Annotated in this window: 20 protein-coding genes; 19 read left to right on the forward strand and 1 reads right to left on the reverse strand. The window is 69.6% G+C overall.

Features of this window, described 5'->3' with window-relative positions:
- Nucleotides 1–79: 79 nt before the first annotated feature.
- From rsmH to ileS, 18 genes are all read left to right on the forward strand, one after another.
- Nucleotides 80–1,108 carry a 16S rRNA (cytosine(1402)-N(4))-methyltransferase RsmH gene (gene rsmH / locus GSI01S_RS04830; protein ID WP_039866947.1) on the forward strand — a complete coding sequence of 343 codons (1,029 nt, stop codon included), beginning with the start codon at nucleotides 80–82 and terminating at the stop codon, nucleotides 1,106–1,108.
- Between the two features lie 5 nt (nucleotides 1,109–1,113).
- Nucleotides 1,114–1,926 carry a cell division protein FtsL gene (gene ftsL / locus GSI01S_RS04835; protein ID WP_233500070.1) on the forward strand — a complete coding sequence of 271 codons (813 nt, stop codon included), beginning with the start codon at nucleotides 1,114–1,116 and terminating at the stop codon, nucleotides 1,924–1,926.
- Nucleotides 1,927–1,948: 22 nt separating this feature from the next.
- Nucleotides 1,949–3,865, forward strand: a complete 1,917-nt coding sequence (locus tag GSI01S_RS04840) for a peptidoglycan D,D-transpeptidase FtsI family protein (RefSeq protein ID WP_006895324.1) — start codon at nucleotides 1,949–1,951, stop codon at nucleotides 3,863–3,865.
- 127 nt (nucleotides 3,866–3,992) lie between these two features.
- Entirely contained in the window at nucleotides 3,993–6,068 is a 2,076-nt protein-coding gene (locus tag GSI01S_RS04845; protein WP_006895325.1) for a UDP-N-acetylmuramoyl-L-alanyl-D-glutamate--2,6-diaminopimelate ligase, read from the forward strand.
- A gap of 64 nt (nucleotides 6,069–6,132) precedes the next feature.
- The gene (gene mraY / locus GSI01S_RS04850) at nucleotides 6,133–7,224 is read left to right on the forward strand and encodes a phospho-N-acetylmuramoyl-pentapeptide-transferase (protein WP_006895326.1); all 1,092 of its coding nucleotides are present in this window, start codon (nucleotides 6,133–6,135) and stop codon (nucleotides 7,222–7,224) included.
- 1 nt (nucleotide 7,225) lies between these two features.
- Nucleotides 7,226–8,722 (forward strand): UDP-N-acetylmuramoyl-L-alanine--D-glutamate ligase, encoded by a 1,497-nt coding sequence (gene murD, locus GSI01S_RS04855; RefSeq protein ID WP_006895327.1) that lies wholly within the window; start codon nucleotides 7,226–7,228, stop codon nucleotides 8,720–8,722.
- Nucleotides 8,719–10,515 (forward strand): putative lipid II flippase FtsW, encoded by a 1,797-nt coding sequence (ftsW, locus tag GSI01S_RS04860; protein ID WP_006895328.1) that lies wholly within the window; start codon nucleotides 8,719–8,721, stop codon nucleotides 10,513–10,515. The genes murD and ftsW overlap by 4 nt, the downstream gene beginning before the upstream one ends.
- Nucleotides 10,494–11,684 (forward strand): undecaprenyldiphospho-muramoylpentapeptide beta-N-acetylglucosaminyltransferase, encoded by a 1,191-nt coding sequence (murG, locus tag GSI01S_RS04865; protein ID WP_051999607.1) that lies wholly within the window; start codon nucleotides 10,494–10,496, stop codon nucleotides 11,682–11,684. The genes ftsW and murG overlap by 22 nt, the downstream gene beginning before the upstream one ends.
- The gene (gene murC, locus GSI01S_RS04870) at nucleotides 11,681–13,159 is read left to right on the forward strand and encodes a UDP-N-acetylmuramate--L-alanine ligase (RefSeq protein ID WP_006895330.1); all 1,479 of its coding nucleotides are present in this window, start codon (nucleotides 11,681–11,683) and stop codon (nucleotides 13,157–13,159) included. Before murG ends, murC begins: the two co-directional genes overlap by 4 nt.
- Complete coding sequence (locus tag GSI01S_RS04875) at nucleotides 13,156–13,905, forward strand: cell division protein FtsQ/DivIB (protein WP_006895331.1); 750 nt, start codon at nucleotides 13,156–13,158, stop codon at nucleotides 13,903–13,905. The genes murC and GSI01S_RS04875 overlap by 4 nt, the downstream gene beginning before the upstream one ends.
- 176 nt (nucleotides 13,906–14,081) lie before the next feature.
- Nucleotides 14,082–15,245, forward strand: a complete 1,164-nt coding sequence (gene ftsZ / locus GSI01S_RS04880) for a cell division protein FtsZ (RefSeq protein ID WP_006895332.1) — start codon at nucleotides 14,082–14,084, stop codon at nucleotides 15,243–15,245.
- Complete coding sequence (pgeF, locus tag GSI01S_RS04885; RefSeq protein WP_006895333.1) at nucleotides 15,245–15,982, forward strand: peptidoglycan editing factor PgeF; 738 nt, start codon at nucleotides 15,245–15,247, stop codon at nucleotides 15,980–15,982. The genes ftsZ and pgeF overlap by 1 nt, the downstream gene beginning before the upstream one ends.
- On the forward strand, nucleotides 15,979–16,719 hold the full coding sequence (locus GSI01S_RS04890; protein ID WP_006895334.1) for a YggS family pyridoxal phosphate-dependent enzyme: 741 nt from the start codon (nucleotides 15,979–15,981) through the stop codon (nucleotides 16,717–16,719). The genes pgeF and GSI01S_RS04890 overlap by 4 nt, the downstream gene beginning before the upstream one ends.
- A gap of 84 nt (nucleotides 16,720–16,803) precedes the next feature.
- Nucleotides 16,804–17,586, forward strand: a complete 783-nt coding sequence (locus GSI01S_RS04895) for a cell division protein SepF (protein WP_006895335.1) — start codon at nucleotides 16,804–16,806, stop codon at nucleotides 17,584–17,586.
- An 87-nt stretch (nucleotides 17,587–17,673) separates the two neighbouring features.
- Nucleotides 17,674–17,973 carry a YggT family protein gene (locus GSI01S_RS04900; protein ID WP_006895336.1) on the forward strand — a complete coding sequence of 100 codons (300 nt, stop codon included), beginning with the start codon at nucleotides 17,674–17,676 and terminating at the stop codon, nucleotides 17,971–17,973.
- A gap of 327 nt (nucleotides 17,974–18,300) precedes the next feature.
- Nucleotides 18,301–19,083 (forward strand): DivIVA-like cell division protein Wag31, encoded by a 783-nt coding sequence (gene wag31, locus GSI01S_RS04905; protein ID WP_006895337.1) that lies wholly within the window; start codon nucleotides 18,301–18,303, stop codon nucleotides 19,081–19,083.
- A 56-nt stretch (nucleotides 19,084–19,139) separates the two neighbouring features.
- Nucleotides 19,140–19,922 (forward strand): hypothetical protein, encoded by a 783-nt coding sequence (locus GSI01S_RS04910; protein WP_006895338.1) that lies wholly within the window; start codon nucleotides 19,140–19,142, stop codon nucleotides 19,920–19,922.
- Between the two features lie 301 nt (nucleotides 19,923–20,223).
- Nucleotides 20,224–23,412: an isoleucine--tRNA ligase gene (ileS, locus tag GSI01S_RS04915; protein ID WP_006895339.1), complete on the forward strand. Its 3,189-nt coding sequence runs from the start codon at nucleotides 20,224–20,226 to the stop codon at nucleotides 23,410–23,412.
- A 12-nt stretch (nucleotides 23,413–23,424) separates the two neighbouring features.
- Here ileS and GSI01S_RS04920 read toward each other — a convergent pair whose 3' ends face one another.
- A complete protein-coding gene (locus tag GSI01S_RS04920; protein WP_039866949.1) occupies nucleotides 23,425–24,189 on the reverse strand; it encodes an SGNH/GDSL hydrolase family protein in 765 nt (254 codons plus the stop codon).
- Nucleotides 24,190–24,233: 44 nt separating this feature from the next.
- On the opposite strand from GSI01S_RS04920, the gene GSI01S_RS04925 reads away from it, so the two are divergent.
- On the forward strand, nucleotides 24,234–24,419 hold the full coding sequence (locus GSI01S_RS04925) for a hypothetical protein (RefSeq protein ID WP_006895341.1): 186 nt from the start codon (nucleotides 24,234–24,236) through the stop codon (nucleotides 24,417–24,419).
- The last annotated feature ends 9 nt before the right edge of the window (nucleotides 24,420–24,428 follow it).

A 24,428-nucleotide genomic window follows, 5' to 3' on the forward strand; every position in this document is an offset into this window, starting at 1 on the left:
CGGTGGTCTCCGGAGCGTCGCAGGGGGCGACGCCCAGAAGTTATCGGCACGGTTCTCACGGCAGCAGGGAGGGAGCGGGGTGAACGCACCGCGGCAAGGCGAACACGGACACGTTCCGGTGATGGCTGATCGCATGTTCGCGCTGCTGGAACCGGCTCTCACCCGTCGGTCGCCCGACGGCGGTGGCGCGGTCCTGGTGGACGGCACGCTGGGCGCCGGCGGCCACACAGAGTACTTCCTCGAACGCCTGGCGGGCCTGCACGTCGTCGGCATCGACCGCGACACATCGGCGATCGGCATCGCCTCCGAGCGTCTGCATCGCTTCGGAGACCGCGTGGAGTTCCACCACAATCGTTACGACGAGATCGAGTCGGTGGTCGCCGCCACCGGACGCGACGAGGTCGACGGGGTGCTTCTCGACCTCGGGGTCTCGTCGATGCAGCTGGACCGGGCCGAACGCGGGTTCGCGTACGCCGTCGACGCACCGCTGGACATGCGGATGAATCCCGACGACGAGCTGACAGCGGCTGACGTCCTCAACACCTACGACCACGGCTCTCTCGCCCGAGTGCTCAGCGAGTACGGCGAGGAGCGGTTCGCGGGGAAGATCGCCTCGGCAGTGATCCGGGAACGCGCCAAGGAGCCGTTCACCACCAGCGGACGTCTCGTGGAGCTCCTGTACGCCACCATCCCGGCGGCGACCCGGCGGACCGGTGGCCATCCGGCCAAGCGGACCTTTCAAGCGCTCCGGATCGAGGTGAACCACGAACTCGACTCATTGCGCGGGGTGATCCCGGCGGCGCTCGAAGTACTCGCGGTCGGCGGCCGGCTCGCCGTGATGAGCTACCAGTCGCTCGAGGACCGAATTGTCAAGCGCGACTTCGCCCGTGCGGTGGAGAACACCACCCCGGCCGGCCTGCCGGTCGATCTGCCGGGGACCGCCCCGCGGTTCTCGCTCGTCACTCGCGGAGCCGAACAGGCAGACGCGGCCGAACGTGCGGCCAACCCGCGTTCGGCCCCTGTCCGGATCCGGGCCATCGAACGTATCGCACCGAACCACCCCGCGGGTCGCGGCGGCGGGACCGCAGACGGAAGGGGAGCACAGTGACGCTTGTGGACACTCGCACCGCCACCGGACCACGCGAGGGTTCCGACCGTCAGCGTCGACGGCGCACCGGCGCCGCGGCGAGCGAGCGTCCGTCGCGATCCAAGGCGGCCCAGCGGGCTCTCGATCGGCGCACTCGCCGTGAGCGCACCGGAGCCCGGCTGCCGATGACCGGGCGCCGCATCGCCGGAGTCCCGCTCGTGGTGCCGATCCTGGTCCTGGTGATGGGCGCCCTCGCGCTGACTCTGTTCCTGACAACCAAATCGGCGCAGGACTCGTACTCGATCGACGCGCTCCGCAAGGAGAACCAGGAGCTGCAGGCCCGTGCCGCCGAGTTGAAGGCGGCAGCCGACGCAGGCGACCAGGCGCCCGCGATCGCGCGGGCGGCCGCTCGCCAGGGGATGGTCCCGGCGTCGAACGCCGCCGAGATCATCGTCGGAGCAGACGGCAAGCCACGGCTCCGCGGCACTCCCACACCGGCGACCGGCAGCCCGCTTCCGGACCTGAACCCGGCGCCGGACCCCGTCGAGAAGATCGACAAGAACAAGGTCGACGATTCCGAGGGACTCGGTGGCGAACAATCGCAGAGTGCACCGCCGCGTACGGCGACCACTCCCGCTCCGGCGCCGTCGACGCCTGCGCCGAACCCGCGGCCGGCGCCGAACCCCCGCCCGTCCTCGGTCCCGACATCGCAGTCTCGGACGAATCCGGCACCCCAGACCTCGGTGCGCCCGGATGTCCGGAATCGGGTGAGTCGGCCCACCGATGTGGCGTCTCCGACGACCGCCACGCCGCCCGCCAATACCGCGGCCGCGCGTTGATGCGCGCGACAATCGGAAGATCATGACCCGCACCCGTACACCGCGCGCAGCCGAGGCGAGGGCGGGAGGCCGCCCGTCCGGCGCGTCGTCGAACGGCACCGGAACGCCTCCGCCCAGGCCTCCCCGTCCCCCCGAACTTTCCGGTTCGGGGCCGTCGGGGTTCGTCGTCCGCCAGCGGATCCTGACCGTGCTCGTCGCGGTGGTCGCTCTCGTGATCGCGGGCCGGATGCTGTACGTGCACGTGATCGCGGCCGACTCCATCTCGGCGCAGGCCTCGCAGCAACGATCGATCACCCAGGAACTGCCTGCGGTGCGGGGGAGCATCGTCGACCGCAACGGACGCCTGCTGGCACACACCGACGACGCACGGGCACTGACCTTTCAACCGAAGGCCGTACGCAAGCAGATCGCCGAGGAACACAAGAAGGATTCGACCGTCCCGGACGTTGACGTGCGCCTCAAGCAGATCGCCGACGGCGTCTCGTCGGCCCTCGGCGGCAGCATCGCGTCCGACGATCTGCTGGCACAGATGAAGTCGGACAAGGACTTCGTCTACCTCGCCCGCCTGGTGTCGCTGGACGTCACGAAGAAGATCCAGGACGAGTTCCCCGAGGTCGGCGCCGAGCGGCAGAGCAACCGCCTGTACCCGGGCGGTTCACTCGCCGCCAACCTGGTCGGCGATGTGAACTTCGACGGCAACGGCCTGATCGGCCTCGAATCGTCGCTCGACTCCGTGCTCGCAGGCACCAACGGCACCGAGACCTTCGACCGCGGCCGCGACGGCGCGGTGATCCCCGGCAGCAAGCGCAACGTCCATCCGGCCGTCGACGGAGAGACCGTGCACCTCACGATCGACTCCGACCTCCAGTGGTTCGTGCAGAGCCAGGTGAACCTGGCGAAGGACAAGTCGGGCGCGCACAACGTCTCCGCCGTGGTGCTCGACTCGCACACCGGCGAAGTGCTGGCGATGGCCAACGACAGCACCTTCGACGCCTCGCGGCCGCTCTCGGAGCAGCAGAAGGCCGATCTCGGCAACCGGTCGGTGACCTCGCCCTTCGAGCCCGGGTCGGTGAACAAGATCGTGACCGCTTCCGCGGCCATCGAATACGGGGTCACCACCCCGGACGAGGTGCACCAGGTGCCGGGGTCGATTCGGATGTCGGGTATCACCGTCAACGACGCGTGGGTGCACGGCACCGCGCCCTACACCACCACCGGTATCTTCGGGAAGTCGTCCAACGTCGGCACACTGATGCTGGCGCAGAAGGTCGGTGAGCGGCGGTTCGCCGACATGCTCGACCGCTTCGGGCTCGGTCAGCGCACCGGAGTCGGCCTCCCCGGCGAGAGCCCCGGCGCGGTGCCCGCGCTGAGTCAGTGGTCGGGCGGCTCGTTCGCCAACCTGCCGATCGGTCAGGGTCTGTCGACCACGCTGCTGCAGATGACGTCGATGTACCAGGCGATCGCCAACGACGGGGTTCGGATCCAGCCGCGGATCATCGCTCCCGAGGACGAGGACGAGGCCGGCGTGAGCAAGCCGGAGTCGGTGCGGGTGGTCAGTCCGCAGACGGCCAAGACCGTTCGCGACATGTTCCGTGCCGTCATGCAGAAGGACCCGGAGGGTGTGCAGAACGGCACCGGCTACACCGGCGCCATCCCGGGCTACCAGACCTCGGGCAAGACCGGTACCGCACAGCAGGTCGACCCGTCCTGCAACTGCTACTCGCGGTCGAGCTACAACATCACCTTCGCGGGTATCGCGCCCGCCGACGCGCCGCGGTTCGTCATCGGCATCATGATGGACAATCCGGTGCGCAGCTCGGACGGCAGCGGCGGTCAGTCCGCGGCGCCGTTGTTCGGAACCATCGGTTCGTGGCTTCTGCGTCACGACCAGGTGCCGTTCTCCGCGCAGCCGGCTCCGCGCCTGCGCTTGGAGGCGTGAGGGCGCGCCGCATCGCACGGTAGATTCATTGCGTCATCACCGCGTGCGCTCCGGCGGACGAGGGGAGACGTCGGCGAGACGAGTACGTCTCAACGGGACGAGAAGGTCAAGGCGGAGGTCTGAGGTAGTGGTGGAGCCGGGAGCCGGTGCGACGAACAGCAGTGGGCCGATCCGCCCGGAGCACCTCCGGCCGGTGGCCCTGAGCGCACTGGCGGACGAGTTCGGTCTGGTTCTCGACGGCGCCGACGCCGAGGTCACGGGCGCGACCTTGCGTGCGCAGGACGCGGGTGCCGGATACCTGTTCGCCGCGCTGCCCGGCGACCGCACCCACGGTGCTCGATACGCCGGCCAGGCGTCGACCGCCGGTGCCGTCGCGGTGCTCACCGATGCGGCGGGACTGGACCTGATTCGCGCCGCGCCCGGCCTGGAGTCGGTGCCGGTGCTGGTGCACGACCGCCCGCGGTCGGTGCTGGGGGAGGTCTCGGCGCGCATCTACGGCGACCCGTCGTCGAAGTTCACCCTCATCGGTATCACCGGGACGTCGGGCAAGACCACGACCGCCTACCTGACCGAGGCCGCGCTGCGGGCCGCGGGACGGGTGGTCGGACTGCTGGGGACCGTCGAGATCCGCGTGGACGGAACCGTGGTCCCGAGCTCGCTGACCACCCCGGAGGCCCCCGACCTCCAGCGGATGTTCGCCGTGATGCTCGAGCGCGGAGTCGACACCGTCGTCATGGAGGTCTCCAGCCACGCCCTCGAACTCGGCCGCGTGGACGGCTGCCGGTTCGCCGTCGGGGGCTTCACGAATCTCTCGCAGGACCACCTCGACTACCACCACACGATGGACGCCTACTTCGCGGCCAAGGCCCGGCTGTTCCGGGCGGATTCGTCGACCCGGGCGCAACGCGCCGTGGTCTGCGTCGACGATGCGTGGGGCGTGAAGATGGCCGCGGTCGCCGGTACGTCCGTGACCACCGTGTCGACCACCGGTGCGGCTGATTGGTCGGTGGTCGGATCGGTACGGACCGAGCCGGGGTCGCAGACGGTTCTGGCGGCCACGCCGGAGGGCTCGGAGGTGGAGCTGACGGTTCCCCTGCCGGGTGCGTACAACGTCGCGAACGCTCTCCTCGCGGTAGCGCTGAGTGCGGCGGCCGGAGTGAACGTGGGGACGGCGGTCACCGGTCTGGCCCGCGTGGCGGTGCCGGGCCGGCTCGAGAAGGTCGAGCGCGGACAGGATTTCCTGGCCGTGGTCGACTACGCGCACAAGCCGGCCGCGGTCGAGGCGGTTCTCGCGACCCTTGCGGCCCAGACGCCGGGACGGATCGCCGTCGTCCTCGGGGCGGGTGGCGATCGCGACACCGAGAAGCGGCCCCTGATGGGCGCGGCCGCGGCACGCGGCGCCGACCTGGTGATCGTCACCGACGACAATCCGCGGTCCGAGCGGCCCGAGGACATCCGGACGGCGGTGCTCGCGGGAGCGCGGGCGGTGGCGGACGCGCGCGGGGAGATCCGGGAGATCGGCGACCGGCGCGAGGCGATCGCCGCGGCGGTCGACTGGGCGCAGGCGGGCGACGTGGTGCTGGTCGCGGGTAAGGGCCATGAGAAGGGGCAGGAGATCGACGGCGTGAAATATCCGTTCGACGATCGCTCCGTGCTGGGCGAACTGCTCGACGCCCGCGTGGTCGATGACGCCGTCGACGCGCAGCCTGCGCTGCGGGTGCTGCTGGTGGACCCGCAGGCGGGCATCGACGAGGCACGCCGGGCGGTCCGTGAACTCGTGGCGCTGGCCGCCGACACCGGAGTCGGCAGTGCCCACCGAGGAGGGGAGTCGGCCCGCCGGACCTGGGTGATCGCCGGTGAGTTCGCCGATGCGGACGGACGCGACGAGAACGCGCGGTGCGTCGACCACGACGGCCTGGGCCGGCAGATCGTCCGGCTGGCCGTCGACCAGGTGATCGCCGTCGGCGAAGATCTCCGTACCGTACGGGCGCTGCATCAGGGCGCCGTGATGGAGGGGTCGTGGGGTGACGAGGCCGTGCTGGTGGCCTCGCCCGCCGCAGCCGTCGACCATCTGCGTACACGGCCCGCCGAGTCTCCGAAGCCCGGAGACCTGGTGCTGCTGGCCGGGGGAGAACTCGGCGAGACGCTGCTCGCGTACTGGCGTGAGGACGCCGGACTCCTGGTCGAGGTGCTCACCCGCTGACCTGCCGGAGCGGCGGCTCGCGCTAGATTCTTAGTTCACAGATTCCGACAAGTAAGGACATGCAGTGACCCAGATACTGATCGCGGGCGCGATCTCGCTGGCAGTGTCGATTCTGCTGACGCCCGTCCTGATCAAGGTCTTCTCCCGGCAGGGCTTCGGCCAGGAGATCCGGGTCGAGGGGCCGCAGAGCCACCAGTCCAAGCGGGGGACGCCGTCGATGGGCGGTGTCGCGATCGTCGCGGCGCTGTGGCTGGGCTACCTGGGCGCGCATCTGTTCGGGCTGCTCGACGACGGCGGCGGCCCCACCGCCTCGGGTCTGCTGGTGCTCGGCCTGGCGACCGCGCTGGCCGCCGTCGGATTCCTGGACGACTTCATCAAGATCTACAAATCGCGCAACCTCGGTTTGAACAAGACCGCCAAGTCGGTCGGTCAGATGATCGCGGCGGTCATCTTCGGCGTCCTGCTGCTGCAGTTCCCGAACGCCGAGGGCCAGACACCGGCCAGCGAGTACCTCTCGTACACGCGCGACATCAACGTGATCTCGCTGACTGCGGTGGGCTTCGTGCTGTTCTGCTGGCTGGTGGTCGCGGCGTGGTCGAACGCCGTGAACTTCACCGACGGTCTCGACGGTCTGGCCGCGGGTTCGGCGGCGATGGTGATGGGTGCATACGTTCTGATCACGTTCTGGCAGTACCGCAACCCCTGCGCGCCGCTCCCGGCCAACGCCGAGAACGCCAGCGCCTGCTACGACGTGCGCGATCCGCTCGACCTCGCGATCGTCGCGGTGGCGGCGGGCGGCGCCTGCCTCGGCTTCCTCTGGTGGAACGCCGCGCCGGCGAAGATCTTCATGGGCGACACCGGTTCGCTCGCGCTCGGCGGTCTGGTGGCGGGTCTGTCGCTGACGACGCGCACCGAACTGCTCATGGTCGTCATCGGCGCGCTGTTCGTCGCCGAGATGGTCTCGGTGGTGGTGCAGATCGCCTTCTTCCGCACCACCGGCAAGCGGGTCTTCCGCATGGCGCCCTTCCACCACCATTTCGAGCTCGGCGGCTGGGCCGAGACCACGGTGATCATCCGATTCTGGCTGCTCACGGCCATCTCCTGTGCGCTGGGACTGACCCTGTTCTACGGCGAGTTCATCTCGCATGCGGGCTGACATGGGGCTTTCGCTGGAACAGACCCGCGTTCTGGTGGCCGGCGGTCGTGCCACCGGAGTGGCCGTCGTCGACCTGCTGCTGGAGCTCGGTGCGAAGCCCGAAGTGATGGATCAGACGTTCGCGGACCCGCAGGCGGGCGCCGATTTCGTACGCCGGGGCGTGCCGGTGCACACGCCGGAGGAGTTCGTCGCCGACGACGGCACCGCGGAGTTGCCCGAGGGCATCGAGCTGATCGTCGTCTCACCCGGCTTCCGCCCGGACACGCCGCTGCTGGTGGCGGCCGCGGCACTGGGTACGCCGGTGTGGGGTGATGTGGAACTCGCGTGGCGCGCCGATCGCGCCGGGTTGTTCGGACCCGCGCGCACCTGGCTGGTGATCACCGGAACCAACGGCAAGACCACCACGACGGGAATGATCGAGTCGATCGTCACGGCCGCCGGACAGAGCGGTCTGGCCTGCGGGAACATCGGTCTCACGGTGGCCGATGCGCTCCGCGCCGAGCCGCGCGCCGACGTCCTGTGCGTCGAGATGTCGTCGTTCCAACTGCACTGGGCGCCGTCGGTCCGGCCGGACGCCGGCGTGGTGCTGAACGTGGCGGACGATCACCTCGACTGGCACGGCTCACGCGAGGCGTACGCCGAGGCCAAGGCCGGAGCGCTGACCGGCCGGGTGGCCGTGGTCGGTGAGGACGATGCGGGCGCGGCGGCGCTGCCGGTCGGGCCCGACTCCCGGCGGGTCGGATTCACCCTCGGCGCACCGCGACCGGGAATGCTGGGCATCGTCGACGGCACGCTGGTCGACTGCGCCTTCGGCGACGGCACCCTCGCGATGATCCCCGCCGCCGATGTGCGGCCGGCGGGACCGTCGGGACTGTCGGACGCCCTCGCCGCGGCTGCGCTCGCTCGCGCCGTGGGAATCGATCCCGAGGCGGTGGCGCGCGGACTGCGGGCCTACCGGCCGGCCGCGCATCGCGGTCAGGTGGTCGCGCGCATCGACGGCGTCGCCTTCGTGGACGACTCGAAGGCCACGAATCCGCACGCTGCCCACGCTGCGGTGGTCGCACACGAGCGTGTCGTCCTGATCGCGGGCGGATTGCTCAAGGGCGCACCCGTCGACGACCTGATCGCCGGAACAGTGTCGCGGTTGGCCGGAGTCGTCGCGATCGGCCGGGATCGGCAGATCATTCTCGACGCGATTGCGCGACACGCCCCAGAAGTCCCAGCCGTCACAGTATTCACAGGGGACGATGGCTCTGTGATGACTCAGCGGACTGGTGAACGGGCACGTGCCGTCTCCGCGACCGGATCGTCGGACGCGGTGATGAGCCAGGCGGTCGGTGCCGCCTGGGAGTTGGCGCAGGCGGACTCGCCAGGGGTGGACGCGGTGCTCCTCGCACCGGCGGCCGCCTCCCTGGACATGTTCGCCGGGTATCCGCAGCGCGGCGACTCGTTCGCCGCCGCCGCGACCGCCCTCGCCGACTCCCGCGCGAACCGATGAGTTCCGGCGACGAGAACACCGGCGTCGCGGAGGACGTCGAGGATTCGGCGCCGCGCTCCGCCGCCGATGGCGAGGACACCGCCGAGACGCCCGGCGACACCTCCGACCGTCCCGACGCCCCCGAAAGCGCTGACGGAGAGCCGGAGGCGAGAGTCGCCGACCGGTCGGCTCGGCGCCGGGATCGCCGGACCGCGTCCACTCGGAGGGCCCGGCCTGGCGGCACCGCGGACGCGGACCCGCTTCGCAGGCTTCGCCTGATGCGCGGATCGGATGTCAAAGCGGGTGCGGCGTTCCTCGCCGGGGGAGTCCGGAATCTGCTCGCGCGGCCGCTGACCTCGTTCCACCTGATCGTCTCGATCACCGTCATCCTCATCGCGCTCGGCCTGATGATGGTGCTCTCGGCGTCCGCTGTGGAGGGCTACGCGAAGGACGGCTCGGCCTACGGGATGTTCACCACGCAGGTGATGTTCGTGGGCCTGGGTCTGGTGCTGTTCTACATCGCGCTGCGGATGCCCGTGCGGACGCTGCAGAAGGCCTCCCTGCCCATTCTGCTGATCTCGATCGTCCTGCTGATCCTGGTGATGATCCCGGGCTTCGGCGTCGCCGGCGGCGGTGCGCGCCGCTGGCTCTCGTTCGGCGGGCTCACGCTGCAGCCGTCGGAACTGGCGAAGGCGGCGCTGTGCATGTGGGGAGCCGCGGTCCTCTCGACTCGCGATCCGCGCACGTCCACGGCCCGCGATCTGATCTTCCCGCTGATCCCGGTCGCCTTCGGCGTCGCCTTCCTGGTCATCATCGAGCCGAATCAGTCCACGACGATGATCCTGGGGATGATCGTCGCGACGTTGTTGTGGTTCGGCGGGCTGCCGGGGCGGTTCTTCGCCGCCTTCGGCGTGGTCTTCGCGGTGGCCGGCGTCGCGCTGGCCTTCGCCGAGTCGTACCGTGCCGCGCGCATCTTCAGCTTCCTCGGCCGTGACTCCGATCCGCTCGGCGCCGATTATCAGCCGAACCAGGCGAAGTTCGCGCTGGCCGACGGTGGACTGTTCGGCAAGGGGCTCGGCCAGAGCACCGCCAAATGGAACTATCTGCCCAATGCGCACAACGACTTCATCTTCGCGATCATCGGCGAGGAACTCGGACTGGTCGGCGGGATCATCGTCCTGGGGCTGTACCTGCTGCTCGGGTACGTCGGGATGCGGATCGCCCGCCGTTCGGTGGACCCGTTCCTGCGTCTGATGTCGGCGACGATCACCGTGCTCTTCCTGGTGCAGGCCTTCATCAACATCGGATACGTCGTCGGCATCCTGCCGGTCACCGGCATCCAGTTGCCGATCCTGTCGTACGGCGGTACCTCGGCACTGACGATGCTGGCGATGCTCGGTTTGCTGGCGAACGCCGCACGGCACGAACCGCAGGCGGTCGCGGCGCTGGCCGGGCCGGCGCCGAAGGGGTTGTCGCGGTTGCTCCGTCTCCCGCGGCCCGAGACGTACCGGGCTGCGGGCTCGTCGCCGCGGCGCCGGCCGACCGCCGCGCCCATCCGGCGACCGGCACCCGTCCGCGGTTCGTCCGGGACCGGCCGTCGCGAGGCGCCCCGCACATGGGCGGGCCGCCCGCGGACGCCCGAGGCATCCGGGCCGCGAATGCGACGCCGGTCGGGCGAATCGAGCTCGGGGGAGATCCACTATCCTCCTAGGGGTGCGCGACCGTCCCGGTCGTGGCAGGAGTCCAGGTCGCCGGCTCCGCGCGATCGTGCGCGGCGGACCGGCAGAGGCGGATGGGAGAACGGTCGCCGGTGAGCAAGCGGAAGCGGTCGCACGAGGGGGGATCGGCACTTTCGGTGGTGGTCGCAGGCGGTGGAACCGCAGGCCACATCGAGCCCGCGCTCGCGGTGGCCGACGCCGTGCGGGAACTGGAGCCGGACGCGCGGATCACGGCCCTCGGGACGAGTCGCGGTCTGGAGACCACGATCGTGCCCGCGCGCGGATACGATCTGCGTCTGATCCCGCCGGTTCCCCTGCCTCGGAAGGTGGGCGTGGAACTGGCCAAGACTCCGTGGCGAGTGGCACATTCGGTGGCCGCCACGCGCAAGGTCTTCGCCGAGGTCGACGCCGATGTGGTGGTGGGCTTCGGCGGTTACGTCGCACTGCCCGCGTATCTCGCGGCGCGCAGTCGACTCCGCGGTGCCCGGCGGATCCCCGTGGTGCTCCACGAGGCGAACGCCAGCGCAGGTGTCGCGAACAAGGTGGGCGCCCGGCTCGCCGACCGCGTCCTCGCGGCAGTCCCCGACTGCGGGCTGGCCGGCGCCACGGTCGTCGGAATCCCGGTGCGCGGAGCGATCACCCGACTCGACCGTGCTTCGGCCCGTGCCGAGGCGCGCCGATTCTTCGGTCTGGACCCGGATGCGCCGACCCTGCTCGTCTTCGGCGGCTCGCAGGGGGCGCAGCGGCTCAACGAGGCGGTCGCGCCGGCCGCTACGGCGCTGGGCGCGGCCGGTATCGGTGTTCTCCACGCCTACGGCCCCAAGAACACGATCGACCCGGTCTCGCCGCCGGGCGCCCCGCCCTACGTCGGGGTCAGCTACCTCGACCGGATGGACCTCGCGTACGCGGCCGCCGACCTGGTGATGTGCCGGTCCGGAGCGATGACCGTCGCCGAGATCTCCGCCACCGGACTCCCGGCGGTGTACGTCCCGCTGCCGCACGGCAACGGCGAACAGCGACTCAACGCACTGCCCGCGGAACGGGCCGGGGGCGCCGTCATCGTCGACGACGCGGACGTGACGCCCGAGTGGGTCGAGCGAGAGATCCCCGCACTGCTGGGCGACACCGAACGCCTGCGCGCGATGAGTGCCGCCACCGCGGGGCTCGGCCACCGCGACGCCGCCGTCGAAGTGGCGACGGCGGCACTGGAACTGGCTGCCGCGCGGCGCGGCGACCGCGCGACGACGCAGGACGGACCCCGATGAGCGACCCGGCGATCGAGAACACGCTTCCGGCGCAGCTGCAGCGGGTGCACATGGTCGGCATCGGCGGCGCGGGCATGTCGGGCCTGGCCCGGATCCTGCTCGCTCGCGGCGGTCAGGTGTCCGGTTCGGACGCCAAGGATTCGCGCGGGGTGCTGGCGCTGCGGACCCGCGGCGCGCAGGTCCGGATCGGCCACGCACCCGACGCCCTCGATCTGCTCGACGGCGGTCCGACCGTCGTCGTCACCACCCGGGCCGCCGTGCCCGACGACAATCCGGAACTCGTCGAGGCACGACGCCGCGGTATCCCGGTGCTCTACCGGCCCGAGGTGCTCGCCCTGCTGATGCGCGGACACCGGACCGTGTTGATCTCGGGCACCCATGGCAAGACCTCCACCACGTCGATGTCGGTGGTGGCACTGCAGCACTGCGGTGTCGACCCGTCGTTCGCCGTCGGCGGTGAGTTGAACGAGTCGGGCACCAACGCGCATCACGGCAGCGGCGAGGTCTTCGTCGCCGAGGCCGACGAGAGCGACGGCTCCCTGCTTCAATACGTGCCGGACATCGTCGTGGTCACCAACATCGAGGCCGACCATCTGGACTTCTTCGGTACCGAGGCGGCCTACGTGCAGGTCTTCGACGAATTCGTCGCACTGATCCGCCCCGGCGGAACGCTGGCTGTCTGTCTCGACGATCCGGGAGCCGCGGCGCTGGCGCAGCGATGCGTTGCGAGCTGCTCCGAGCGCGGGGTCGCGGTCCTGGGATACGGCAGTGCCGCGCGGATCACGGTGGAGGGTGTGCCGGTGGTCGCCGAACTCGTCGAGCTCGCGGCGCACGGGACCGGGGGGCTGGCCACGGTCGGACTCTCCGAGCCGCTGGTCGACACGCCGCGCGTCCGGGAACTGGCCGTCACTCTGCCCGGCAGGCATATGGCGCTCAATGCGCTGGGAGCCCTGATCGCATGCGCACGGACGGGGCAGGACGTCGACACCGTGGCGGAGGGCATCGAGAGCTTCGGCGGGGTGCACCGGCGGTTCGAATCGCGGGGCCGTGCCGCCGACGTCGACGTGTACGACGACTACGCGCACCATCCGACCGAGGTCCGCGCCGTGCTCACCGCCGCCCGAGACGTCGTCGGCGCGCGGTCGGGGCGTGTGCTGGCGGTGTTCCAGCCGCATCTGTATTCGCGGACGGCGGAGTTCGCCGCCGAGTTCGCCGCGGCGCTGAGCTTGGCCGACGAGGTGATCGTGGCCGACGTCTACGGTGCCCGTGAACAGCCGCAGCCCGGGGTCACCGGCAGGCTGATCTCCGATGCGGTGACCGCTCCCGCGGTCTTCGTCCCGGATCTGTCGGAGATCGCGAACGCCGTGGCTCACCGTGCCCGGCGCGGCGATCTGGTGCTCACCATCGGCGCCGGCGACATCACCATGCAGGCTCCGGCCATTCTGGAAGCGCTGGAGAGGGCCGCGGCCGAATGAGCCGGCGGCGTACGGCGGAACCGGACCGGGCGCGGCGCACGCGTCCGGGCGCCGCCTCGTCGCCGCGGCGGTGGCCGCTCATCGGCTCGGTGATCGCCCTCGTCGTCGTGGTCGGCGGGCTGGTGGCGATCGCCTATTTCACGCCGTTGATGTCGGTGCGGTCGGTGGACGTGACCGGAGCGACCGCGATCGATGCGGGGGAGGTGCTGCGCACCGCGCAGGTGCCTGAGGGCTCACCGCTGCTGCAGGTCGACACGGCGGAGATCGCGAATCGGGTGTCCGCGCTGCCGGAGATCGAGTCGGTGAACGTCAGCCGGAAGTACCCCTCGACCCTGACGATCGCGGTCACCGAACGGACGCCGGTGGTGACCGTCGAGCAGTCCGGACGGATCGGCGTGATGGATCGCCTGGGCATGGTCTATCTCACCTTCGGGTCGGCCAAGGACCTGCCCAAGTCCCTGCAGGGGCTGCCCGCACTGCAGATGACCGACCCGTCCGCGGCCAATCCGACGACGCGGGCGGCGCTGACCGTGGTGCAGGATCTCCCGGACTGGCTGGCCTCTCGGGTCGTGGCCGTCGCGGCCGACTCGCCGTCGGACATCACGCTCCGTCTCAAGAGCGGCAAGAAGGCCGTGTGGGGAGACGCGGGGCGGACGGCCGACAAAGCCGAAGCCCTGCGGAGTCTGCTGATCGTCGACGGACAGCAGTACAACGTCTCGAGTCCCGAGTACGCGTCGGTCAGCTGAGTCGGCGTGTCCGCGGACGGGGACTCGGGAGGAAATCCGACACTGATTTCGCGACACGCCGCGAGCCTCCTGGCACCACGGCGCCGCGATCAATACCGTCGTCTTCAACACCAGTACTTGACATAACTATAACCCTATGGTTGAGCTTTAGGGTTTGTTCGAAGTAGGAAGGCATCATGACGCCACCGCACAATTATCTGGCCGTCATCAAAGTCGTCGGCATCGGCGGCGGTGGCGTCAACGCTGTCAACCGCATGATCGAGCAGGGGCTCAAGGGTGTCGAGTTCATCGCCATCAACACGGACGCGCAGGCCCTGCTCATCTCTGACGCCGACGTGAAGCTGGACATCGGCCGCGAGTCGACCCGAGGCCTCGGCGCCGGCGCCAATCCGGATGTCGGCCGCATGGCCGCGGAGGACGCCAAGGACGAGATCGAGGAACTCCTCAAGGGCGCCGACATGGTCTTCGTGACCGCGGGTGAGGGCGGCGGCACCGGCACCGGCGGTGCGCCGGTGGTCGCATCGATCGCCCGCAAGCTCGGCGCGCTGACCGTCGGTGTCGTGACCCGCCCGTTCTCGTTCGAGGGCAAGCGACGTGGCAACCAGGCCGAGGCGGGCATCGCGGCGCTGCGCGAGTCGTGCGACACGCTCATCGTGATCCCCAACGACCGCCTGCTGCACCTGGGCGACGCGCAGGTGAGTCTGATGGACGCCTTCCGCAGTGCCGATGAGGTCCTCCTCAACGGCGTGCAGGGCATCACCGATCTCATCACCACGCCGGGCCTGATCAACGTCGACTTCGCGGATGTGAAGGGCGTGATGAGCGACGCGGGAAGTGCGCTGATGGGCATCGGGGCCTCGCGCGGCGAGGACCGGGCGCGCAAGGCGGCCGAGTCGGCGATCAACTCGCCGCTGCTCGAAGCGTCGATGGAGGGTGCACGCGGTGTGCTGATCTCGATCGCCGGCGGGAGCGACCTCGGTCTGTTCGAGATCAACGATGCGGCTTCGCAGGTGCAGGAAGCGGCACACGAGGACGCCAACATCATCTTCGGCACGGTCATCGACGACAACCTCGGCGACGAGGTTCGAGTGACGGTGATCGCCGCGGGCTTCGACGCCGGCGCACCGTCCAAGCGCCAGCAGGGCGCCCACGCCGCCACGGCGAGCAATGCCGGCGTCGCGCAGGCGCAGGCGGGGGAGACCGCCAAGCCCGATGCGAAGGACCCGCTGTTCGGCACCTCCCGGGAGCGCTCGGGCAACCCGTTCGGCGAGCCGACGCCCCGCCGCAACTCGGTGCGGCTCGACGACGATGACGTCGACGTCCCCGATTTCATGAAGTGATGGCGGCTGACGATTCCTTCGTCGTCCGGCGCGCGGTCACCACGCGCGCCGGCGGCGTCTCCGCGGCACCGTACGACTCTTTCAATCTCGGCGATCACGTGGGCGACGACCCCGCCGCGGTGGCGGCCAACCGGGAGCGGCTGGCCCGGGATCTCGGCGTGGAGCCCGCCCGGGTGGTGTGGATGGAACAACTGCACACGAGGAACGTGACCGTCGTCGACGGACCGGTCGCCGAACCGGTGCCCGCTACCGACGGACTGGTCACCGACCAGCGCGACCTGGTGCTCGCGGTGCTGACCGCGGACTGCGTTCCGGTGCTGCTGAGCGATGACGAGGCGGGGGTGATCGCCGCCGTGCACGCCGGTCGCGTCGGTGCCCGGATCGGTATCGTGCCGGAGGCGTTGCGCGCGATGATCCGGCTGGGAGCGCGGCCGGAACGGATCGGGGCCTTCCTCGGCCCGGCCGCGAGCGGCGAACGGTATGAGGTGCCCGCGGCGATGCAGGCCGATGTGGAACGGCATCTGCCGGGCAGTTCGTGCCGAACCTCCACTGGGACGCCCGGGCTCGACCTGCGTGCGGGTATCCGGCGTCAACTGCTCGAGGCCGGTGTGTCGGCGGTGGCCGTCGACCCGCGCTGCACGATCAGCGACACGTCGCTGTTCAGCCATCGGCGCGGCGCGCCGACCGGCCGCCTGGCTTCAGTGATCTGGATGGACAGCGCCGGAGCGCGGCGGTGACCGACGAGCGGGATCCCCGCTCATCCGAGCTCGCCGACGGACTGGCCGCCACCGCGCGTCGCATCGCGGCCGCCGCGACCGCGGCCGGACGCGATCCGGCCGAGATCGGCCTGCTCGTCGTCACGAAGTACTTCCCGGCCGACGACGTGGTGCGGCTTCTGCGCCTGGGTGTGCGGGAGTTCGGCGAGTCCCGTGAGCCGGAGGCCGGGCGCAAGACGGCGGCGGTCCGTGCGCGGGTGGACGTCGATTTCGCCGTCGACATGATCGGACGGGTGCAGCGCAAGAAGGCAGGCGGTATCGCCCGCTGGGCGCGCCGCGTGCATTCGGTGGACTCCCTCCCACTGATCGAGGCCTTCGACGGCGCATCGGCGCGCGCTCTGGAGGCAGGTGACCGGGACCGGACGCTGGGCCTGTTGCTGCAGGTGAGCCTCGACGGCGATCCGGAGCGCGGCGGTCTGGCCCCGGCGGAACTGGCTCCGGCCGCCGAACGGGTGCTCGCCTCGCCGGACACGCTCAGCCTGGACGGACTGATGGCCATGGCCCCGCTCGGAGCGGACCCCGACGAGGCCATGGAGCGGCTGGCCCGGATCCGCGCGGACTTCCTGCGACGGTTCCCACACGCAGTCGAGCTGTCGGCGGGGATGTCCGGAGATCTCGAAGCGGCGATCGCGCACGGATCGACGTGTGTGCGTGTCGGAACCGCAATTATGGGGACGCGGCCGATAGTCTCGCTTTAGTCACACTGGTCACAACAGAACCACTAGCGATCAGGTGTAGCGCCCATCCACCCGCAATGACTTCACGGTTCAGGAAGGCTCGTAATGACGACGATGCAGAAGTTCAAGGCATATTTCGGCATGGTGCCCCCGAGCGAGTTCGAGGACGACTACCTGGCCGACCCCGAGGACCAGCCGGCCATGTCGGCACGTGAGCGTGCGTACATGGAGAAGTACCGCAGCAACGGGACCCGCGAGGACGCCTTCTACGGCGACGAGCAGTTCCGCGAGCGGGACTACCGGGGCGAATCCCGCTACCGCGAGGCCGACTACCGGGAGCCGGAGTACCGCGAACCGTTCGGAGAGGCCGAGCCGCGCTACCGCGAACCGGCCTACCGCGAGGCGGAGTTCGCCCGTTCGGCCGACGACCGCGCTTTCGCGGTACGCGCCGAGTCGGATCGCCCGTTTGTGGGCGCCCGCCGCTCGCCCGACGTGGAGTCGGTCCGCAGGCTCGAGCCGCTGAATCGTTCGTCCAACGTCACGGTGCGCGGCGCCAACGCCGTCGCGCTCGACCCCCAGGTCGACAACGATCCGCTGTCGGAGAGTGCCATGAAGAAGATCTCGACGCTGCGGCCGGCCGACTACTCGGAGGCCCGCACGATCGGCGAACGGTTCCGCGACGGCAGCCCGGTCATCATGGATCTGGCGGATATGAGCAACGACGAGGCCAAGCGTCTGGTCGACTTCGCCGCCGGCCTCGTCTTCGCGCTTCGCGGTTCGTTCGACAAGGTCGCCACCAAGGTCTTCCTGCTCTCGCCCAACGGTGTGGACGTCAGCCCGGAGGAGCGTCGCCGCATCGCCGAGAGCGGCTTCTACAGTCAGTCCTGAGCCGCAGCTCGTCGTCGTCCGCCGCGCCGCCCCGGTCGTTTCCGGGGCGGCGCGGCGTTCTGCACGGTTATCAGGCACCCTTGAGGGGTGAGCACCTTCCTCTGGATCCTGTACTTCGTACTGTTCTGTTACGTTCTGCTGCTCCTCGGCCGCTTCGTCGTCGAGCTGGTGCAGTCCTTCGCGCGCCGGTGGCGTCCGTCCGGGCCCGGCGTGGTCGTCATCGAATTCGTCTTCACACTGACCGATCCGCCGGTGAAGTTGCTGCGGAGACTGATCCCGCCGCTGTCTCTGGGTCCGGTGCGGCTCGACCTCTCGCTGATGATCGTGCTGATCGTGTTGTCGATCCTGATGCGGGTGGTTCTGGGCTTCGCGATCCACACCACGTGACTTCCACGAATGTGATTAATCGAATAGTCGCTGGTGGTCGGTGTGCAACGCCAATTCTGCTGCCTCAGCGTGTCATTTACGAAGTCCACGGTGACCCGATGATTCGGCCTAGATTCGATTGCGAACGGGTCGCGGGCAGACAACACGCCTTGGTCCTGGTGTGACGAGATGACACGCTAGTTGCGTAGTGGTACTGGTATTAATAGAAACGCGATCAAGATTGGGGCAGTTCGTGTTCGCCTGTGCGGACCTACGTTCCGGCTGACCGTGCCAGAAGACGGCGTGTACGAAATCAACACGCGAAATGACCTAAGGGGAGAGGCAGAAATGCGGCTCACACCAGCTGATGTGCACAACGTCGCGTTCAGCAAACCGCCGATCGGCAAGCGCGGTTACAACGAGGACGAGGTCGATCAATTCCTCGACTTCGTGGAGGCTGAACTCGCACGGCTGATCGACGAGAACAACGACCTGAAGCAGCGCGTCGGCGAACTCGAGACCGAACTCGACGAGGCGCGTTCCGGTGCCCCGGATCGCACTCAGGCGTTCGCGGCCGTCGCGGAGCCTGCTCCCGCGCCCGCACCGGAGCCCGCCGCGGCGCCGGCTCCCGCCGCTGACGAAGAGGCCAGCATGCGTGCGGCACGTGTGCTGGCGCTGGCCCAGGACACCGCAGACCGAGTCACGGGCAGCGCCCGGAGCGAGGCCGAGAGCCTGATGGCCGACGCTCGCCAGCGCTCGGACGCGATGGTGGCCGAGGCGAAGTCGAACGCCGACGCCACGCTCGCCGACGCTCGCCAGCGCAGCGAGGCACTCCTCGCCGATGCACAGACCCGGGCTGAGACCCAGGTGCGCCAGGCGCAGGAACGCGCGGACTTCCTGCAGCGCGACGCGGAGCAGAAGCACACCGAGATCATGACGACCATCAACCAGCAGCGCACGGTGCTGGAAGGCCGCATCGAGCAGCTCAAGACGTTCGAGCGCGAGTACCGCACTCGACTCAAGACGTACTTGGAGTCGCAGCTCGAGGAACTCCAGCAGCGCGGCAGTGCCGCCCCGGTGGAGAACGGACAGGCGAGTTATGCCGCTGAGGGCGGATACTCGCAGAGCTGATCTGGGGCTGACACCGACGTGTACACGCACATCTTCCCCGAACCGACGAGGGTGACATGCTGAGCCTTGCGCTGGCCGCCACCCTCGTCGGTTTCGGCCTTCTGGTGGTCGCACTGGTGACCAGTAATCTCCCGCTCGCGATCGCCTGCGTGGCGGTCTGCGTCGTCGGCCTGATCCTTCTGGTCATCGACACACTGCGGGCCACCCGGCGCGGTGGCGCCGGCGCCGAGGACGAGCCCTTGTTCACGATCCGCGGGCGTGAATCCGCGGCGCGCGAGGAGCCCCTCGACGCCGAGGACGAGGGTCCGGCCCGTGAGCACGTGCCCGTCGACTCGGGCGATGTCGGCGGCGGCGAGTCGGCGGGTCTCGGTTCGATCGTCTCGGCCACACCCGAACCCGTCTCGGAAGTGCCCACCGATCCGGGCAACGGCGAACTGTCCGCTCTGTCGGGCGGATTCTCCGCTCCGCAGCCGGGTGCGGAGCGCGCTCCCGAGGGCGCCGGAGACGTCAACGACTACCTCCGCTCGACGGGGTCGTTCCCCGTGCAGTCGGCGAGCGGGCCGCGCACGGGACCGCAGCCGGTTCCGCAGGGGCCTGCGCAGACTCCGCAGCAGCCGGCGCCGTCGGCAGCAGCGGAGAGCGGCGCACCGGAGACGAGTGCACCGCAGGCGGACGCGCTGCCGGAGACATATGTCGGGCGGCGGCGTCTGGCCGGCGATCCGACGGACGACATCGTGGTGCGGTCGTCGGACCCCGAGTTGCCGGCCATGCAGTTCGTCTGGGACGACACCCAGGACGATGGCGGGCGGTCGCCGAAGAGCGACCCTTCCGACGACTGAGCCACCGCCCGAGCAGACCTCCCGGCCCAGTGCGGTCGGGCCCCGTGCAGTAGACTGATTGTTCGCAGCGACGACCCGGCAATCACCGGTGAGCTCCCGGAAGAACGGACCCGCTGGGTCTCAGTAGAACCGGGCGGGTGCGGCCCGACACAGCCGTCACGATGAGAGGCACGCCCCTCGGGCGTGCAAGCGGGGTGGTACCGCGCGCAGACCGTGAACTCAGGCGAGTCCACACAGTCGCGTCCCCGTGCCCACAGGGCCGACGAGAGCGTCGGCGAAGACCAGGCACGAGGAGCAGCGCGTGAGCGACACGACCCCCGAATCACAGCAGAGCACCACGGCGCGCGCCTACCCGATCGTCGATCTGACCGACGGAACCGGGCGGGGAGCGCCGTCGTTTCCCCAGGTCGAGGAGACCGTCCTGCAGTACTGGGCGGACGACGACACCTTCAAGGCGTCGATCGCCAATCGCGAGGACGCACCGGAGTTCGTGTTCTACGACGGTCCGCCCTTCGCCAACGGACTTCCGCACTACGGCCACCTGCTCACCGGCTACGTCAAAGACGTGATCCCGCGGTACCAGACGATGCGCGGTAAGAAGGTCGACCGCCGATTCGGCTGGGACACCCACGGTCTGCCCGCCGAACTCGAGGCCGAGCGGCAACTCGGGATCACCGATAAATCGGAGATCGAGACGATGGGCGTCGACAAGTTCAACGAATACTGCCGCGACTCGGTTCTCCGCTACACGGGCGAGTGGCGCGACTACGTCACCCGGCAGGCCCGCTGGGTCGACTTCGACAACGACTACAAGACGCTCGATCTGGACTTCATGGAGTCGGTCATGTGGGCCTTCAAGCGCCTGCACGACAAGGGCCTGGTGTACCAGGGATACCGCGTGCTCCCGTACTCCTGGTACGAGCAGACGCCGCTGAGCAACCAGGAGTCCAAGCTCGACGACGCCTACCGCATGCGCCAGGATCCGGCGGTCACCGTGACGATGCCGCTCTCCGCGCCGGGATCACCGCTCGACGGCGTCAACGCGCTGATCTGGACGACGACGCCGTGGACCCTTCCGTCGAACCTGGCGATCGCGGTACATCCCGAGACCGAGTACTCGCATGTGCGGACCGCCGACGGCGACGAGTACCTGCTGGCCTCGGCTCTCGTCGGTGCGTACGCGAAGGAACTCGGCGAACCGGAGACGGTCGGGGTGTACCTCGGCAAGGAACTGGCGGGGCTGAGTTACCGACCGCCGTTCGACTTCTTCCTCGGCCACCCCGCCTCGCACGTGGTGCTGCTGGCCGACTACGTCACCACCGACAGCGGCACCGGCGTCGTCCATCTCGCGCCGGCCTTCGGTGAGGAGGACATGGACGTCGCGACCGCCAACGGCATCGAGGTGGTGCAGCCGCTCGATCCGGGCGGCCGTTTCACCGATCTGGTGCCGCCGTACCAGGGCCAGATGGTCTTCGACGCCAACCCGAACATCATCAGAGATCTCAAGGCGGCGGGCCGCATCCTTCGGCACGAGACCATCGAGCACTCCTACCCGCACTCGTGGCGGTCGGGCCAGCCGCTGATCTACATGGCCGTGCCGTCGTGGTTCGTCGCCGTCACCGAGATCAAGGACCGGATGCTGGAGTTGAACCAGCAGATCACCTGGTCGCCGGCCCACATCCGGGACGGGCAGTTCGGCAAGTGGCTCGCCGGAGCCAAGGACTGGAACATCAGCCGCAACCGCTTCTGGGGAGCGCCGATCCCGGTATGGGTCTCCGACGATCCGGCGTACCCGCGGGTTGACGTCTACGGCAGTCTCGACGAGCTCGAGCGCGACTTCGGGGTGCGGCCGGAGAACCTGCACCGGCCCCACATCGACGAACTGACCCGGCCGAATCCCGACGATCCGACCGGGCGTTCGACGATGCGACGCGTGCCGGAGGTCCTGGACTGCTGGTTCGAGTCCGGGTCGATGCCGTACGCGCAGGTGCATTACCCGTTCGAGAACACCGAGTGGTTCGACGGCGGCGGCGATCAGCTGGCGCACAATCCGGGCGACTTCATCGTCGAGTACAACGGACAGACCCGCGGCTGGTTCTACAACCTGCACGTGCTGGCCACCGCCCTCTTCGACCGCCCCGCGTTCAAAACGGTGGCCGCACACGGCATCGTGCTCGGCGATGACGGTCAGAAGATGAGCAAGTCCAAGCGCAACTACCCCGACGTCAACGAGGTATTCGACCGCGACGGCTCCGATGCGATGCGCTGGTTCCTGATGGCCTCGCCGATCCTGCGCGGCGGCAACCTGGTGGTCACCGAGCGCGGCATCCGCGAGGGAGTGCGCCAGGCTCTGCTGCCGATGTGGAACGCATACAGCTTCCTGCAGCTGTACGCGGAGCGCCCGGCCACGTGGCGCACCGATTCGCAGCACGTCCTCGACCGCTACATCCTCGCCAAACTGGCCCAGACGCGCGACGAGATGACCGCGGCGCTCGACGTCTACGACATCGCCGGCGCCTGCGAGAGTTTCCGCGAGTTCTGCCAGTCGCTGACCAACTGGTACGTGCGGCGGTCGCGGGCCCGGTTCTGGGCGGGCCAGGACACCGACCCCGACGCCTTCGACACGCTGTACACGGTGCTGGAGGTGGCGGGCCGGCTCGCCGCACCGCTGCTTCCGCTGGCCACCGAGGCGATGTGGCGGGGATTGACCGGTGAACGGTCGGTGCACCTGACCGACTGGCCGGCCGAGGACGAGCTGCCCTCCGATACGGAACTGGTGGCGGCCATGGATCAGGTGCAGACCGTGTGCTCGGTCGCGTCGAGTGTCCGCAAGGCCAACAAGCTGCGCGTCCGTCTCCCGCTTCCGGCGCTGACCGTCGCCGCGCCCGCGGCCGAACGGATGGCGCCGTACACCGATCTGATCGCCGACGAGATGAACGTCAAGCAGGTCGTGCTCTCGACCGACGTCGACGCCGTCGGCCGCGTGGAGGTGGCCGTGAACGCACGAGCGGCCGGGCCGCGGATCGGCAAGGACGTCCAGCGCGCGATCAAGGCGGTGAAGTCGGGCGACTGGGAGTTCGGCACCGATCCGGAGACCGGCGAACAGACCGTCGTCGCCGACGGGATCGTCCTGAAGGGCGAGGAGTTCTCACGGAAGCTGGTCGCCGTCGCACCCGATTCGACCGCCGAGATGCCGGGCGGGGCGGGTCTGGTGGTCCTCGACACGGCGGTGACGCCCGCACTCGAAGCCGAGGGCTGGGCGAAGGACCGGGTCCGCGAACTGCAGGACGCGCGCCGCAACCTCGGGCTGGAGATCTCCGACCGCATCTCGGTGCGCCTGGCGGTGCCCGAGGAGCGGGTGGGGACCGCGAGGCGTCATTCGGACATGATCGCCGGCGAGGTGTTGGCGACCGCGTTCGACGTGACCTCGGACCGACCGGGGGCGATCGAACTCGGAGACGGCGTCACCGCCGACATCGAGAAGGCGTAGACGCCGCTCGGCTCACGCGCCGAGCGCGGTCATCTCCGGGAACCTGGGCGAGAGGTCGTCGCCGCTGGAGGTGCCGCGCAGGCGTCTGCCGATCCACGGCACGGCGAACTCCCTGATCCAACGCCGGTTCTCGGCGCGCCGGCGGGCGGGCGACAGGTCGGGGAGCGGGGCCTGCTCCAGCGGCCGGAGGCCGTGCTCGACGCCGAGCGCGTCGAGCACGGCGATCGCCATGCGCTGATGGCCCGCGGCCGACATGTGCAGCCGATCGAAGTCCCAGAGGCGGACGTCGCGGTAGTCGTCGATCCGCCAGAAGTCGACGATGGTGGCGCCGTGGCGGTCGGCGATCTCGCGGACGCCCTCGTTGTAGATCGCGAAGCGCCCGCGAAGGGCGCTGAAGAGGGGCCAGCCGCCCGGATCGTGCGCGGTGAACAGCACGAGTCGCGCACCGGACTCGGTCAGTCGCGCCACGGCGGCGTCGTACGTCGAGAGCAGGGCGTCGATGTCGACCTTGGGCCGGAGGATGTCGTTGCCGCCGGCGTAGAGGGTGATCAGATCCGGGTCGAGTGCGAGCGCCGGCTCCACCTGTTCGGCCACGATCGGCTCGAGCTTGCGACCGCGGATGGCGAGGTTGGCGTACTCGGCGCCGGGCTCGAGCCGCGCCAACTCGGCCGCCACCCGGTCCGCCCAGCCGCGGACTCCGTTCGGCCGCTGCGGGTCGTGGTCCCCGACTCCTTCGGTGAAGGAGTCGCCCAATGCTGCATATCGAAGGAAAGGCACGTCTGCCGAGAGTACGCCCGCGGGGCCGGCGATAGAATCGGGCCATGAGCGGCGACGATCTCGAGCGACTCCAGCGCTGGGAGGACAACGGCGCGCAGTGGGAGGTCGTGTCGCTGCGGCCGGACTCGGCGACCATCGCGCTGCTGCGCTGCGACGCGGGTGAAGAGGTCGACCGCTTCGTCACCACCGATCCCCGAGTGCTGGCCCTGTGCCGCCGTCCCCGTGACTGACTCCGCACC

This window comes from Gordonia sihwensis NBRC 108236 (genome assembly GCF_000333035.1).
GTDB classification, from domain to species: Bacteria; Actinomycetota; Actinomycetes; order Mycobacteriales; family Mycobacteriaceae; genus Gordonia; species Gordonia sihwensis.